This window comes from Xanthobacter autotrophicus, assembly GCF_005871085.1.
Taxonomy (GTDB): domain Bacteria; phylum Pseudomonadota; class Alphaproteobacteria; order Rhizobiales; family Xanthobacteraceae; genus Xanthobacter; species Xanthobacter autotrophicus.
Map to the genome: position 1 here is coordinate 20,958 of NZ_VAUP01000028.1, position 13,751 is coordinate 34,708.

A 13,751-nucleotide genomic window follows, 5' to 3' on the forward strand; every position below is an offset into this window, starting at 1 on the left:
GACAATGCCCGGCGCGGGGCCGGGCATGACGTAGCAGATCGAAGGGGACGTTCCGGCGCTCAGGCGCTCTTGAGCAGGCGCATGAGGTCGGAGCGGATGATCTCGTTGCCGGCGATGACGGAGCCCTTGTCGAGCATCTTGTCGCCGTCCGACAGGTCAGTGACGATGCCGCCGGCCTCGCGCACCAGCACGATGCCCGCCGCCATGTCCCACGCCGAGAGATCGCGCTCCCAGAAGGCGTCGAAGCGGCCCGAGGCTACCCAGGCGAGGTCGATGGCGGCGGAGCCGGTGCGGCGCAGGCCCGAAACCTGGCCCTGCACCTTTTCCAGCTCGCGGTTGAACTTGGCGTGGTCGCCCCGGCCCATATGCGGCAGGCCGCAGCACACCACGCTGTCGGCGAGCTTCTTGCGGCCGGCGACCCGCAGGCGGCGGTCGTTGAGATAGGCGCCCTGGCCGGTCTCGGCCACGTAAAGCTCGTCCATCACCGGATTGAAGATGACTCCCGCCACCGGCACCCCGTTGCGCACCAGCGCCAGCGAGATGGAGAAGATGGGGATGCCGTGCAGGAAGTTGGTGGTGCCGTCGAGGGGGTCCACCACCCACACGTTGGAGGTGTCGGCGCCTTCCACCGCGCCGCTTTCCTCCATGAGGAAGCTGTAGGTGGGCCGCACCCGCAGCAGCTCGGCGTGGAGCGTCTCCTCCGACTTGCGGTCGGCGGCGGAGACGAAGTCGCCCGGCCCCTTCATGGAAACCTGAAGCTGCTCCACCTCGCCGAAGTCGCGGGCGAGCGCCCGGCCCGCCTTGCGGACGGCCTGGACCATGACGGTGATGAGCGGCGTGCGGATCATGAGGAGACCTGAAAGTCGGGCCGCGGCCGGCGCGCGTGTCGCCGGGGCCTGCGGCCAAGGAAAGGGTTGGGTGAGCGTGTGCCCGCCTGCGGCGTGGCCGTCAAGCGGCGGGGGTGCTGGGCTGCCTTGCGCGCTCGCGACGGGGCGGGATCGCTCGGGCCATTCCCGCCGTCTGGCCTGCCCGTGCGTCTGGCCCCCTCCCCAACCCTCCCCCGCACGCGGGAGAGGGGGCCGGCCGGCGCGGGGATGAGGCGCGGTTTCCGATTGAGTGCCGCCGGTGAACCCTCTCCCGCCCGAACTCGGCTGCTGCCGAGTTCGGTTCTCCCAGAGCCGAAGCTGGAAACGTCCGGCTTCGGTGCGGGGGAGGGCGGGGAGGGGGCGGGAGGTTCCGCCATCCCCACTGCCGGGCGTTCGTCCCCAATGCCCTCCACTCCCCGAGGCGGGAGAGGCAGCAGAAGGGCGCAGGCCGTCCTCAGGAGCGCAGCGGTGACCAGGCAGGGTCGGAGGCGTAGCTCGGGGTGGGGACGCGCTGCTCGTTGTAGCCGGTCACGTCCACCGAATAGAGCGACGGCCCGGAGGCGCCGCCCGGATCGCGGAAGAACATGATGACGCGGCCGTTGGGCGCGAACGTCGGCCCCTCGTTGTGGTAGCCCTCGGTGAGCACGCGCTCGCCCGAGCCGTCGGTGCGCATGACGCCGATGGCGAAGCGCCCGTCGCCCTGGCGGGTGAAGGCGATCCAGTCGCCCTTGGGCGACCACACCGGGGTCGAATAGCGCGCATTGCCGAAGGAGATGCGGCGCGCGCCGGAGCCGTCCGCATTCATCACATAGATCTGCGAGGTGCCGCCGCGGTCGCTCTCGAAGCAGATCTGCCGGCCGTCCGGCGAATAGCAGGGGGCGGTATCGATGGCGGCGGTGTCGGTGAGGCGGGTGGTGGCGCGCGAACGCAGGTCCATGACGAAGATGTTGGAATTGCCGCCCTGCTGCAGGCTCATGATCACCCGCTGCCCGTCCGGGGCGAAGCGCGGCGAGAAGCTCATGCCTGGGAAGTTGCCGACGATCTCCCGCTGGCCGGTCTCGATGTTCAGTAGGAACACCTTGGGGTCACCCTGCCCATAGGACATGTAGGTGATTTCCTGGCTGGTGGGCGAGAAGCGCGGGGTGAGCACGAGGCCGTCGCCGCGCGAGAGGTAGCTCACGTTGGCGCCGTCCTGGTCCATGATGGCGAGGCGCTTCACCCGCCGCTCCTTTGGCCCGCTCTCGTCCACGAACACGATGCGGGTGTCGAAATAGCCCTTTTCGCCGGTCATCTTCTCATAGATGGCGTCGGCGATGATGTGGGCGATGCGGCGCCAGTTGTCGGGCTGGGCCACGAACTGCTGGGCGGCGAGCTGCTGGCCGGCGAACACGTCCCACAGGCGGAACACCACCTGGAAGCGCCCGTCGGCCTGCCTTGTGACCCGGCCGGTGAGCAGCGCCTGGGCGTTGATGACGCGCCAGTCCTGGAAGCGCGGCGTATCGGGATTGGTGATCTGCTCCACGAACGCCTTGGGGTCGATAGGCGCGAACAGGCCGGAGCGCCGCAGGTCCGCGGTGATGACGCCGGAAATGTTGCGGCCGATCTCCGGCTCGCCGAGCAGGTCGGTGATGGCGATGGGAATGGGCTTGAAGGCGCCGGGGGTGAGGTCGATGCGCGGCTGCGCGGCACCTGCCGTGCCCGCGCCCAGTGCGGAGCCGAGGCCGGCGAGGCTCGCGGCGGCAAGTCCGGTCTTGATGAATGCCCGGCGTCCCATCCCGAGCATGGCCGGCCGTCCGAACCCGTTCATTTATATCCCTCGTTTTCCATGCGCTGCGCCGCGCGCCGCCATCTCGATCAGGAGCCGGAGAGCTCCGTCCGGACGCGGCATCAGCGGCTGAACAGCTTGTCGTTGAGCGTGATTGGAAGCGTCTTCCAGTTGGCGTAGGTTTCCGGCCGGAACATCTTGTAGGGCTGGCAGGCCATGATCGCGCGGATGCCGTTCATGGCGTAGGCTTGGAAGGCCGGCTGGCCGGAGCCCGGCTGGCCCGGCTCGATCTGGGGCGCGCCGGCGACCGTGCCGTCCTTGTTGAGGTAGATGTTCACGTCCACCCGGATGTTGCGGTCGAGATTGCCGCCGTCCGTGGACCAGCACTCCATCACCCGGCGACGGAAGGCGTCGATCTCGCTGGCGGTCAACTGCTGGCCCTCACCGCGCGGCGAGCCCAGCGAAGAGGTGGTGGACACCTGCTCGGCGCTCGCCACCTGGCGGGAGGGCGCGCGCTTGTCCAGCAGTTGCTTGATCTGGTCGGTGTTGAACTCGCTCGGCGTGGCGTTGGCTTCCACGGGCTTGGGCTGTTCCTTCGGCGGCGCCGGCTTGCGCGGGGGCAAAGGCGCGGCGGCGGCCTCGGTCTTCGCCTCGTCCTTGGGCTGCTCCTGCTTCTTCTGCTCGGGTTTTGGCGCCAGCTCCGCCTGTTCCTTGGGCGGCGTGGGCTCTACCTTCGCCGGCGCAGCATCCTTCGGCAGCGGCTCCACCTTGGGGGGAGGCGGCGGCGGGGGAGGGGGCGGGGCGGTGGCTTCCACCGGCGCCTTCTCGCTCGCCTTCAGCTTGGCGTCCTCGACGGGCGTGGGATCGCCCACCTTCTCGGCAATCTGCTTGGGCTTGTCCAGCTTGGGCGCGTTGCGGGCGCCCTTGGTGAGCTTGGTGTATTCGGAGATGGAGACCACATCCACCGGCAGCGATTCCGGCATGGGCTCAAACGGCTTCGCCCCGGTGAAGGACACCAGGGTCAGAACGAGGACGCCCGCATGCAGGAGCGTCGATGCCGCAATCCCCGCGCGCATCGGCCCGTCAGCCTCCCTGTTCCACTTCGGTGACGAGAGCCACCTTCTTGAAGCCCGCGCCGGACAGGCGCCCCATGACCCGCATGATCGCCCCGTAATTGGCCTTCTTGTCGCCGCGCACGAAGACGCGCTCGTCAAAGCCGCCGCGCGCCTGGGTCACCGCCTGCAACTTCGAGACCAGATCCTCGTACTTGATCTCGCTGTCGCCGAGGAAGATCTGGCCGTTTTCCTTCACCGAGAGAGTGATGGGTTCCTTGTTGTCCTGGTTCACCGCATTGGCCTGCGTCTGCGGCAGGTCGATGGGCACGCCCACGGTCAGCAGCGGCGCCGCCACCATGAAGATGATGAGCAGCACCAGCATGACGTCCACCATGGGCGTCACGTTGATCTCGGCCATCACGGGTGGCGCGCGACGGCGCGAACGCCGGCTCTGCCATCCTCCCGCTCCGCCTCCCGCCATGCCCATGGATCAGCCCCGCTCGTCGATCTGGCGCGAGAGGATCGCGGAGAACTCGTCCGCGAATCCCTCCAGCCGCTGGGCCTGACGCCCGGTCTGGGAAATGAACTTGTTGTAGAAAATCGTCGCGGGGATGGCCGCAATGAGGCCCATCGCAGTCGCGAACAGGGCTTCGGCGATGCCCGGCGCCACAACCGCCAGCGAGGTGTTCTTGGAGGCGGCGATGGACTGGAACGAGGTCATGATACCCCAAACCGTGCCGAACAGGCCGATGAACGGCCCCGCCGAGCCCACGGTGGCCAGCACCAGCAGGCGCGATTCGAGCCGCTCCACCTCGCGGGCGATGGTCACGTTCATCACCTTGTCGAGGCGCTGGTTGAGGCCGGCGAACGAGCGGGCGCTGCCTTCATAGGTGCGCTTCCACTCCCGCATGGCGGCGACGAAGATGGCGGCCATGCCCTGGTTCGAGCGGCCGGCCAGGGTGCGGTAGAGGTCTTCCAGGCTCTGGCCGGACCAGAACACCTGCTCGAAACGGTCCATCTCGCGCTTGTTGCGGGAGAACAGCAGCCATTTGTCGATGATGATGGCCCACACCCAGATGGAGGAGACGATCAGGCCGATCATCACCAGCTTCACGACGAAATGGGCCTGCAGGAACAGGCCGAGGAAGGAAATGTCGGTGGAGGGCGCCGCCAGCGGGGCCTGGGTGAGGTCCTGCGCGAAGCTCGCCGTGGGCAGCCACAGGGCGAGCGTGAAGACCGCAGCAAGGCCCGCCGCAGCCAGCGGCGCGGACAGGAGGCGGGACACGATGCCGGGACGGCGTGTCAAATCAGTCATTCTCGGCTCCGCTGCCCCTCCCGTTCGGAAGAGGTGCTTCTGCGCTTGGGTGGCGGGCATCCGCCTGGCCCAAAGCCTCCGGCTCCCGGGGACGGCGCGCGGCCGCCCGGAAACATCTCGGCCGGACACCCGTTTGAAGTTCGCAGGCTCTTTGAGCGAGCGAGTCTGTCCAAACTTTGACGGGCCAGCCGGTTCGTGCTGCGGTGCGAAAGTTTCGCGGCACGCAGGAAGCTGTGCACGAACAGGCTTAATGGCGGGTTAGCACGAGGGACTGAACGTGATGGATCCCTTCGGTTTCCTCCGATGGGGGCCTTTCCACGCCTCTCGAAGCTCTGCGAGGGCCTATCACGCTGTTGGGGCTGGCGCTCGGGCGGCCGGGTGCCTACATTGGTGATGCGGGGCTGCGGGGCACGTTAGGAGACATTTCCCCGGGGCCTTATCGATCCTTAAGGGAGCTGTCCCTGACCTCGTCCCTGGACTTGGACACACGGCGCCCACCTACGTTGTAGGTTCCCGGGATCGAACTCCGACGGCTTCTGTGGCTCCGCACGTTTTCTGACAAAGCCGACTTCTTCCCTCATGGACATCGCCGCCGAAAAGAAACGCCTGCGTGCCCTCGCGCTCGGTCGTCGCGCGGCCATGGGCGAGGCGGGCCGCGCCGCGGCTTCGCGCCTCGCCGCATGCCATGCCCTCGCCGCCGCAGGCGCTGTCGAGGGACGCACCGTCGCCCTGTTCGCCCCGTTCCGCGACGAGATCGACACCGCGCCGCTGGCCGACGCCCTGCGCGAGGCCGGAGCGGTCCTCGCCCTTCCCGTCATCATCGCCCGCGACCAGCCGCTCCTGTTTCGCCGCTGGGACAAGGACACCCCACTCGTCCCCTCGGGCGCGTTCCGCATTCCCGAGCCGGGGCCGGACGAGCCGGAGATCATTCCCGACGTGTTGCTGGTGCCGCTGGCCGCCTTCGACCGGCGCGGCTTCCGCATCGGCTATGGCGCCGGCTTCTACGACCGCACCCTCGCCCTGCTGCGGGCACAACGGCCGGTGCGCGCCATCGGTTTTGCCTTTGCGTGCCAGGAAGTGGATCAGGTGCCCGTCGAGACCCATGACGAGCCGGTGGACATGATGGTAACGGAGATTGAAGCTTGGGCCGTCGGCCCGCGCGCCTGACCCGGCCCCGGCCCCCGCCAGCGGCCCCCGCTGCTCATTGGACCGTCTGAATGCGTATCCTGTTTCTTGGTGATGTGGTCGGCCGTCCCGGCCGGGAATGCGTCGTCTCCCGCCTGCCGGGCCTCGTGAGCGACTGGAAGCTCGACCTCGTGGTGGTGAACGGGGAGAATGCCGCCGGCGGCTTCGGCATCACGGAGGCCATCTACGGCGAGATCATCGCCGCCGGGGCCGATGCTATTACCCTCGGCAACCACGCCTTCGACCAGCGCGAGGCCCTCGTCTTCATCGAGCGGGCGCCGGCGCTGGTGCGGCCCATGAACTATCCCCCCGGCACTCCCGGGCGCGGCGCTGCCCTCGTGGAAGCCAAGAACGGCGCCCGGGTGCTGGTGATGAATGTCATGGGCCGGGTGTTCATGGATCCGCTGGACGATCCCTTCGCGGCCCTCGATCGGGCGCTGGATGGCGCCGCATTGGGCGAGATGGTGGACGCGGTGGTGGTGGACGTGCACGCCGAGACCACCAGCGAGAAGCAGGCCATCGGCCATCATTGCGACGGGCGCGCCTCCCTGGTGGTGGGCACCCATACCCATGTGCCCACCGCCGATTACCGCATTCTCTCCGGCGGCACCGCCTATATGACCGACGCGGGCATGTGCGGCGCCTATGACGGCGTCATCGGAATGGACAAGGAAGAGCCTCTGCGCCGCTTTACCCGCAAGCTCGCCTCCGGCCGTTTCGAGCCGGCGACGGGGCCGGGCACCCTCTCGGGCGTGGCGGTGGAGACCGACGACCGCACCGGACTTGCGGTGCGCGTCGCCGCCGTGCGACTCGGCGCCGGGCTTGAGGAGTCGCGGCCGGCCTTCTGGGCCTGACAAAGGGGGAGGCGGCGCCGGCGCTTTCGGCCGGCGTCATGCTGCACCCGCTTTCTTGCGCTTTTGGCCGCCACGGACCTATAAGGCCGGCTCCAGTCAACACGATCGGTCCGGGCAGCGCTGCAGTGGCGGGGCGCGGGATCGAAACTCAAGGAATGGTGGCGGCATGGCCGGGCATTCGCAATTCAAGAACATCATGCACCGCAAGGGGCGGCAGGATGCGATGCGCTCCAAGCTGTTCTCCAAGCTGGCGCGCGAAATCACCGTCTCGGCCAAGATGGGCCTGCCCGATCCCAACATGAACGCGCGCCTGCGCGCCGCCATCCTTGCGGCCCGCGCCGAGAACATGCCCAAGGACAATATCGAGCGCGCCATCAAGAAGGCTGCGGGCGCCGACGGCGAGAATTACGACGAGATCCGCTACGAGGGTTATGGCCCCGGCGGCGTCGCCGTCATCGTCGAGGCGCTGACCGACAACCGCAACCGCACCGCCTCGGAAGTGCGCTCCTTCTTCACCAAGTCCGGCGGCAACCTCGCCGAGACGGGCGCGGTGTCCTTCATGTTCGACCGGGTGGGCGCCATCGAGTTCGCCCCCGAGAAGGCCGACGCGGACGCCATGATGGAAGCCGCCATCGACGCCGGCGCCGACGACGTGACCTCCTCCGAGCATGGCCACGAGGTGATCTGCGCCGCCGATAACCTTGCGGAAGTGCAGCGGGTGCTGGAAGCCAAGTTCGGCGAGCCGAAGAAGGCGGCTTTGGTCTGGCGGCCGCAGAACACCGTCGCAGTGGACGACGAGACCGGCGAAAAGCTGCTGCGCCTCGTGGAAAACCTCGAGGACAACGACGACGTGCAGAACGTCACCGCCAATTTCGAGCTGTCCGAGGCGTTGCTTGCCAAATTGAACGCGGAGTGAGGCCGGAGCGTTCTCCGCATGGAGGACGGGCTGGTCGGTGGCGGTGCGCTCCCGCCGTGATCCCAAACAAAAAGGCACGGACCGATCAGTCCGTGCCTTTTTGTTTGGTCGGGTCGAAACGGTCAGGCGGGCTTTGGCCTGACCGGATCCGGATGGTGTTCAGGCGGCGAGGGACGTCGCCATGTTTTTCAGCTCGGCGATGGCATCGTCGATCTCGGTGCGCTGGCGCTCAAGCTGGGCCAGCTGGGCCAGGCAGCGGTCGCGGGTCAGCGACAGGCCGGCTTCCTCTCCGTCATGGGCCGCGACCAGGGCGCGGATCTCGGCCAGGGTGAAGCCGAGGTGTTTGCCCTTCAGGATGACCGTGAGGCGGCGGCGATCAGTTTCCGAATACAGGCGGGTCATGCCGTCGCGACGCGGCGCCAGCAGGCCCTTGTCTTCGTAGAAGCGCAGCGCCCGCAGCGTGATGCCGAACTCACGGGCGAGATCACCGATGGTGAAGAGCGCGCTTTCGCGAGAGCCCTCCGCGACCGCCGGGCCGGTTTGAAACGCCGGGGTCGCGAACCCCTGCTCGAACGTTTTGGCGTCCATACGTCTTATCCCCTGGCACGCCCGGCCGCCGCAGGGCGCGCGGCACGGGAATTTGGATCGGTGTGCGTCGTGATTGCGTCGTCGCAGCCTGCCGCAACGCAAACAAGGCTTAACCTCCAGCCGGCTCGGAGGGGAGGGTTTGCGGGCTACCGTTGGGGAAAGTAACAGTTACAAAATAATAAAAACAATGACTTAAAGATGTCCGCCTTTGAGCTAATCCTTGACGTTGCGGCATCTCAGGCGCCTCGCGCGCCGCGCGGCACGAGCTGCTTCACTCGGCGGAAGGGGCAAATCGCCGCGTCGTTAACCGTGGATTTACCAAGAATTGAAACCCTCTGTTCAGTGAATCATCGCAGCTGGGCATGGTAGTGGGAGACCTCCCAATCCGTGCCTCAGGGGGGAGGCCCCAATGGAGCGGACGGAGCGCACGGCCCGGATGCGGACGGCGGCAGGACCTGCCCAGACGGGGTATGACCAGGCAGCGGCAGCCCCGATCTGGGCGGACACCCGCAGTCTGGTGCCCGATGTCCCGGCCTGGGACATGTTTGACATCCAGTCCTCGACCATCGAATCCCTGCGCGGGGAGGTGAGCGCCCTGCGCGATCGCCTCGCCAACGCCGCGCCCAAGCGCGCCGTGCAGGAGATGGACAAGGCCATCACCCTCCTGTGCCGGCGCGTGGATGACATCCGCGCCGCCGGGGCGGTACGCGAGGACGCGGACCAGGCCTTCGCCGAGGAACTCGCCGCCATCCGGGCCGGGGTCGCAGCCTTGCGGGAGCCGCCCCATGTGCGCGCCCTTCAGGAGGGCCTCGATGCCCTCTCGCGCCGGATCGACCTCATGGCCGCCCGCGCGGTGGACCCGGTGGAGGTGGCCCGGCTGACGGGGCAGATGGAGGAGATCCACCATCTGGTGCTCCGCGCCGCCGAGCGTCATGACGACAATACCGCCCTTCACGCCCTGACCCAGCGTCTTCAGGCCTGCGCCGAGGCTGTCGCCGGTGCCGGTGAAGAGACCGCCCGGCGCGTCGCCGCAGCCACCGGCGCCTTCGAGCGCAAGGCCGAGGCCCTGCTCAGCCGCGTGATCGAGGTGGAAGCCCGCGCCCGCGCCGGTGATTCGGCGGCCGCGCAGGACCTGCAAGGCTCGCTGCTGGGCGCCCTCGAAGGCGTCCACCGCCGGCTCGATGCCATGTCGAGCGCCATTTCCGGCCAGGTCACCAGCCTCTCGCCCACCATCGGCGCCGAGATGACGCAGCGCCTGTCCGCCTTGGCCGAGCGCGTGGTCGCGGCCGAGGCGGCGGGAAAGGCCGCGATCGCTCCCCTTGCCGACGCGGTGGAGCGCACCCTTGCCGACCTCAGCGCCCAGTTCCGGGACACCCACGCGCGCCTCGACCGGCTGGATGACATCGAACTCCAGCTCCAGCACATGGTCGCCGAGATGCGACAGGTGCGCGAGACCACCCATGTGGCGACTGCCGAGGCGGTGGCTGCGGTGACGGCCAAGGTCTCCGAGGATCCCGACGGCGCCGCTGTGGTGGGGCTGAAGCGGGGCCTTGCCGCGCTTGAGGCGCGGCAGGACGAGATCGAGCGCCGCGCCGGCGAGATGCTGGCCGCCGAGCTGGAATATGAATTGCGCGATATCTCCGTCGCCCTGGACCGGGACGGGGAGGGCACCTTTGCGCCCCGCCCCGCCCGCCGGACGGCGGAGCACGCAGCGGCCGCGCCCGAGGCCGAGGTGGCGGAGTCCTTCTTTGACGCCGCGTCAGTATCTGCCGAGGCGGCGGATGCCATTGCCGGCTCGTCTTGGCCCCGCGAGCCCCGCCGCGCCGAGCGTCCGGTCCCATCGGCGACTGACGCTGGCGATTCGCGTCCACGCGTGGATCGCCGCGCCCGCCGGGACCGGACACGCGACAAGCGTGCCGCGAAGGGCTTCATCGCCGGATTGCTCGTTCGCAAGCGACAGGTTGCGATGGTCGCGCTCCTTGCCGGCGCCACCACTGTCTTCGCCGGAACCGCCGCGGGCCTTGCCTGGCGCAATGGGCCGGAGCTGCTTTCCGGCGTGACCCAGGTCCTGCGCCGCCTGTCCGCTCCGGCCGTGGCCGGCGTGACGGCGGGCGACCTTCCCGCCGCCATCGGTCCGACTGCGCTTCAGGCCGCCGCACGCGCCGGCGATCCGGCCGCCGCCTTCCTTGTCGCCGGCCGCTATGCGGAGGGCCGGGGCGTGGAGGCCGATCCCGACGCGGCGGTGAAGTGGCTGGCCTTCGCCATGCAGCGCGGCTCCGCCCCGGCCGCGCACCGCCTCGGCGCGCTCTACGAATCCGCCGGCCGCGACCTGGGCGAAGCCCGGCGGTTTTATGAATGGGCGGCGGACCAGGGCAATGTGCGGGCTATGCACGCCCTCGCCATGCTGCTGTGCTCCGGCAACGGCCAGACACCGGATTGGGAAAACGCCGTGCGCTGGTTCCGCGCCGCCGCCGAGCTTGGCTTCCGCGACAGCCAGTACAATCTGGGCGTGGTCTATGCCCGCGGTCTCGGGGTGGTGGCGGATGCGGGCGAGGCCTTCAAGTGGCTGAGCCTTGCTGCCGCCCAGGGCGATGCCGACAGCGGCCGCAAGCGCGACATCCTCGCCCGCGAGGCCGATGGCGCAACCCTCACCAAGGCGCAGCAGGCGGTGGCCGGCTTTGTTCCCGCCCCGCAGAACGCGGCGGCGAATCTGGTCGAGATCCGTCCCGAATGGCAGGAAGACAGCGTGGGGGCTCCCGTCGCGTCGGGCGCGGGCCGCTCCAAGAGCCCGACCCGCCTCGCCAGCAGCGCGGCGGCGGTGAAGTGAGCCGCCGCCCCTTCGGCTGCCGTCTCATGTTGCGCCACCTGGAAACACCCCTTGCATTGCCCTTTCCTTGCCGGCGCGCCTCCCCCACCGTGCGGCCATGGACCTGAACACGATTCGAATCCTCGGCCTCGACCCGGGCCTGAGGCGTACCGGCTGGGGGGTGATCGACGTCACCGGCTCCCGCCTCGCCTTTGTCGCCTGTGGCACCATCCTGCCGCCCGAGCAGGCGCCCATGGGCGAACGGCTCGCCCATCTGCACCGCGAACTGCTTGGCGTGATCGAGCGCTTTTCCCCCCAGGAGGCGGCGGTGGAGGAGACGTTCGTCAACATGAACCCCTCGTCTACTCTGAAGCTGGGGCAGGCCCGGGGGGTGGTGCTGCTGGCGCCGGCCCAGATGGGGCTGCCGGTGGCCGAATACGCCGCGCTGCTGGTGAAGAAGAGCGTGGTGGGCGCCGGCCGCGCCGAAAAGGCGCAAGTGCGCATGATGATCGGCATCCTTCTGCCCAAGGCCACACCCGAGACCGAGGACGCCTCCGACGCGCTGGCTGTGGCCGTCACCCACGCCCATCATCGCGGCGCTGCTGCGCGCGCCCGCGCGGCGCTGTAAGGTCCCGGTTCATTGCGTTCACCGCATTTTCTTCACGCGAACCGGATCCACTTCGCTTGAAAATGCCGGTGTCTCCACACCGCGGGGGGCGGGCATGATCTACGGACATCTGGCGCTGGTGGTGGCCGCGCTGTTTACCGGCGCCGCCTTTTACATCAATGCCGTGGAGCAGCCGGCGCGGCTGGCGCTCGACGACGGGGCGGCGCTCAGGCAATGGAAGCCTTCCTACAAGCGGGGCTTCGCCATGCAGGCGACTCTCGCCCTGATCGGCGCGGTGCTGGGCGCGGTCGCCTTCAGCCGCGACGGGGACTGGCACTGGCTCGCCGGCGGGGTGCTGATGCTGGCCAACTGGCCCTATACCCTCATCGGCATCATGCCCACCAACCGGCGCCTGCTGGCGACGGATGAGGCCGACGCCGAGACGCGGCGCCTCATCACCAATTGGGGCCAGTTGCACATGGTGCGCACCGGCCTCGGGGCGCTGGCCACCTTCGTCTTCCTGTGGGCGGCGGTGACCTGATGCCGTTTCAGCCCTGAAAGGCCTGTGATGATCGGAAAGCTGAAGGGCGTCGTGGACACGCTGGAGGAGGACCATGTGATCCTCGATGTCCATGGCGTGGGCTATCTCGTGCACTGTTCCGGCCGCACGCTCTCGGCCCTGCCGCGGGCGGGCGAGGCGGCGGCGCTGTTCATCGAGACCCATGTGCGCGAGGACCAGATCCGCCTGTTCGGCTTCACCTCGGCGGCGGAGCGCGACTGGTTCCGCCTGCTGCAGGGCATCCAGGGCATCGGCACCAAGACGGCGCTGGCCGTGCTCTCCACCCTGAGCGCATCGGAGCTGACGCAGGCCATCGCGCTGGGCGACAAGACCACGGTGGCGCGAGCGCCGGGGGTGGGGCCGCGGGTGGCGACGCGCATCATCACCGAGCTGAAGGACAAGATGCCCGGCTTTTCCGCCTCCGAACCGCTGGTGGCCCAGCTCGGCGGCGCCATAGCGCCGGAGCAGGGGGGCGCGGCGGCGGATGCGGTGTCCGCCCTCGTCAACCTCGGCTATGGCGTGCCGCAGGCCAACGCCGCCATCGCCGCCGCCCTGCGCGGGGCGGGGGAGGGCGCCAAGACCGAAGTTCTGATCCGGCTGGGGCTGAAGGAACTGGCGAAGTAGGGGAGAGCGCCTTCGGGCCCCTCACGGCATCCGGGAGGGGAGCTTCAGGGTGTCCCCGTCCACCGCGAAGGTGCCGTAGCCCTGGTGGTGAATGGTGCGCGGCGCCGTCTGGGCCGGGTCGCGCCACGCCTTCACCACTTCCAGCACGAACAGGTTGAAGCGGTTGACGAGGCGGGTCTCCACCACCCGGCATTCCAGATTGGCGAAGCACTCCTTGATGAGCGGCGCCGCAACCAAGGCGGCGGGCCGGGGTGTGAGGCCGATGGCGGCAAACTTGTCCACGTCGCGGCCGGAGCAATTGCCCACCTTCACCACCTTGTCGGCCAGCTCCACGGCGGGAATGGCGATGACGCATTCCTTGGTGGCGCGCAGGGCGGTGAAGCTGAAGTCGCCCTGGGAGACGATGCAGGCGATGAGGGGCGGCGTGAACTCCACCATCATGTGCCACGACATGGTCATGACGTTGGGGTGCCCGCGATGGCTGGTAGTGAGCAGCACCACCGGCCCGGGCTCGATGAGCTGGTAGACCTCGGCGAGGGGAAGATCCTTCATGGCCGCTCCTCCTGGAGCGAAGCCCGATCCCGTTGCAGTCCGGTCACGGGCTTTTTATG

General features: G+C 68.7%; 14 protein-coding genes and 1 other RNA gene. 8 read left to right on the forward strand and 7 right to left on the reverse strand.

Annotated features, from left to right (window positions below; translation table 11 throughout):
* Positions 1-59 precede the first annotated feature (59 nt).
* From FBQ73_RS11940 to tolQ, 5 genes are all read right to left on the reverse strand, one after another.
* Positions 60-848 (reverse strand): inositol monophosphatase family protein, encoded by a 789-nt coding sequence (locus tag FBQ73_RS11940; protein ID WP_138399733.1) that lies wholly within the window; start codon positions 846-848, stop codon positions 60-62.
* Positions 849-1,320: 472 nt separating this feature from the next.
* Positions 1,321-2,673, reverse strand: a complete 1,353-nt coding sequence (gene tolB / locus FBQ73_RS11945) for a Tol-Pal system beta propeller repeat protein TolB (protein ID WP_138399734.1) — start codon at positions 2,671-2,673, stop codon at positions 1,321-1,323.
* Positions 2,674-2,753: 80 nt separating this feature from the next.
* A complete protein-coding gene (locus FBQ73_RS11950; RefSeq protein WP_138399735.1) occupies positions 2,754-3,707 on the reverse strand; it encodes a cell envelope biogenesis protein TolA in 954 nt (317 codons plus the stop codon).
* 7 nt (positions 3,708-3,714) lie between these two features.
* Positions 3,715-4,173: a protein TolR gene (gene tolR, locus FBQ73_RS11955; RefSeq protein WP_138399736.1), complete on the reverse strand. Its 459-nt coding sequence runs from the start codon at positions 4,171-4,173 to the stop codon at positions 3,715-3,717.
* A gap of 3 nt (positions 4,174-4,176) precedes the next feature.
* A complete protein-coding gene (tolQ, locus tag FBQ73_RS11960) occupies positions 4,177-5,001 on the reverse strand; it encodes a protein TolQ (protein ID WP_246089676.1) in 825 nt (274 codons plus the stop codon).
* Positions 5,002-5,396: 395 nt separating this feature from the next.
* Here tolQ and ssrS point away from each other — a divergent pair.
* From ssrS to FBQ73_RS11980, 4 genes are all read left to right on the forward strand, one after another.
* Positions 5,397-5,550, forward strand: a non-coding RNA gene (gene ssrS / locus FBQ73_RS11965) — 6S RNA.
* Positions 5,551-5,580: 30 nt separating this feature from the next.
* Complete coding sequence (locus tag FBQ73_RS11970) at positions 5,581-6,168, forward strand: 5-formyltetrahydrofolate cyclo-ligase (RefSeq protein WP_138399737.1); 588 nt, start codon at positions 5,581-5,583, stop codon at positions 6,166-6,168.
* Between the two features lie 50 nt (positions 6,169-6,218).
* Complete coding sequence (locus FBQ73_RS11975; protein ID WP_138399738.1) at positions 6,219-7,040, forward strand: TIGR00282 family metallophosphoesterase; 822 nt, start codon at positions 6,219-6,221, stop codon at positions 7,038-7,040.
* Positions 7,041-7,206: 166 nt separating this feature from the next.
* The gene (locus FBQ73_RS11980) at positions 7,207-7,956 is read left to right on the forward strand and encodes a YebC/PmpR family DNA-binding transcriptional regulator (protein WP_138399739.1); all 750 of its coding nucleotides are present in this window, start codon (positions 7,207-7,209) and stop codon (positions 7,954-7,956) included.
* A gap of 159 nt (positions 7,957-8,115) precedes the next feature.
* Here FBQ73_RS11980 and FBQ73_RS11985 read toward each other — a convergent pair whose 3' ends face one another.
* Positions 8,116-8,544 carry a MerR family transcriptional regulator gene (locus tag FBQ73_RS11985; RefSeq protein WP_138399740.1) on the reverse strand — a complete coding sequence of 143 codons (429 nt, stop codon included), beginning with the start codon at positions 8,542-8,544 and terminating at the stop codon, positions 8,116-8,118.
* Positions 8,545-9,085: 541 nt separating this feature from the next.
* Between FBQ73_RS11985 and FBQ73_RS11990 the strand changes: the two genes are divergently transcribed.
* The 4 genes from FBQ73_RS11990 (at position 9,086) to ruvA (ending at position 13,140) form a co-directional block, all read left to right on the forward strand.
* On the forward strand, positions 9,086-11,371 hold the full coding sequence (locus tag FBQ73_RS11990) for a tetratricopeptide repeat protein (protein ID WP_138399741.1): 2,286 nt from the start codon (positions 9,086-9,088) through the stop codon (positions 11,369-11,371).
* Between the two features lie 97 nt (positions 11,372-11,468).
* Positions 11,469-11,978 carry a crossover junction endodeoxyribonuclease RuvC gene (gene ruvC, locus FBQ73_RS11995; protein WP_138399742.1) on the forward strand — a complete coding sequence of 170 codons (510 nt, stop codon included), beginning with the start codon at positions 11,469-11,471 and terminating at the stop codon, positions 11,976-11,978.
* A 97-nt stretch (positions 11,979-12,075) separates the two neighbouring features.
* Complete coding sequence (locus FBQ73_RS12000; protein ID WP_170218893.1) at positions 12,076-12,498, forward strand: DUF1772 domain-containing protein; 423 nt, start codon at positions 12,076-12,078, stop codon at positions 12,496-12,498.
* Between the two features lie 27 nt (positions 12,499-12,525).
* Positions 12,526-13,140, forward strand: a complete 615-nt coding sequence (gene ruvA / locus FBQ73_RS12005; protein WP_138399744.1) for a Holliday junction branch migration protein RuvA — start codon at positions 12,526-12,528, stop codon at positions 13,138-13,140.
* A gap of 21 nt (positions 13,141-13,161) precedes the next feature.
* Here the strand turns inward: ruvA and FBQ73_RS12010 are convergent, their stop codons facing one another.
* Entirely contained in the window at positions 13,162-13,692 is a 531-nt protein-coding gene (locus FBQ73_RS12010) for a flavin reductase family protein (protein ID WP_138399745.1), read from the reverse strand.
* Between the last annotated feature and the right edge of the window lie 59 nt (positions 13,693-13,751).

Coding starts and splice junctions, on each gene's coding strand:
- FBQ73_RS11980 (WP_138399739.1), top strand. CDS start 7,207: ATGGCCGGGCATTCGCAATTCAAGAACATCATGCACCGCAAGGGGCGG.
- FBQ73_RS11970 (WP_138399737.1), top strand. CDS start 5,581: ATGGACATCGCCGCCGAAAAGAAACGCCTGCGTGCCCTCGCGCTCGGT.
- tolQ (WP_246089676.1), bottom strand. CDS start 5,001: ATGACTGATTTGACACGCCGTCCCGGCATCGTGTCCCGCCTCCTGTCC.
- FBQ73_RS11940 (WP_138399733.1), bottom strand. CDS start 848: ATGATCCGCACGCCGCTCATCACCGTCATGGTCCAGGCCGTCCGCAAG.
- FBQ73_RS11990 (WP_138399741.1), top strand. CDS start 9,086: ATGTTTGACATCCAGTCCTCGACCATCGAATCCCTGCGCGGGGAGGTG.
- FBQ73_RS12010 (WP_138399745.1), bottom strand. CDS start 13,692: ATGAAGGATCTTCCCCTCGCCGAGGTCTACCAGCTCATCGAGCCCGGG.
- ruvA (WP_138399744.1), top strand. CDS start 12,526: ATGATCGGAAAGCTGAAGGGCGTCGTGGACACGCTGGAGGAGGACCAT.
- tolB (WP_138399734.1), bottom strand. CDS start 2,673: ATGAACGGGTTCGGACGGCCGGCCATGCTCGGGATGGGACGCCGGGCA.
- ruvC (WP_138399742.1), top strand. CDS start 11,469: ATGGACCTGAACACGATTCGAATCCTCGGCCTCGACCCGGGCCTGAGG.
- FBQ73_RS11985 (WP_138399740.1), bottom strand. CDS start 8,544: ATGGACGCCAAAACGTTCGAGCAGGGGTTCGCGACCCCGGCGTTTCAA.
- FBQ73_RS11975 (WP_138399738.1), top strand. CDS start 6,219: ATGCGTATCCTGTTTCTTGGTGATGTGGTCGGCCGTCCCGGCCGGGAA.
- tolR (WP_138399736.1), bottom strand. CDS start 4,173: ATGGGCATGGCGGGAGGCGGAGCGGGAGGATGGCAGAGCCGGCGTTCG.
- FBQ73_RS11950 (WP_138399735.1), bottom strand. CDS start 3,707: ATGCGCGCGGGGATTGCGGCATCGACGCTCCTGCATGCGGGCGTCCTC.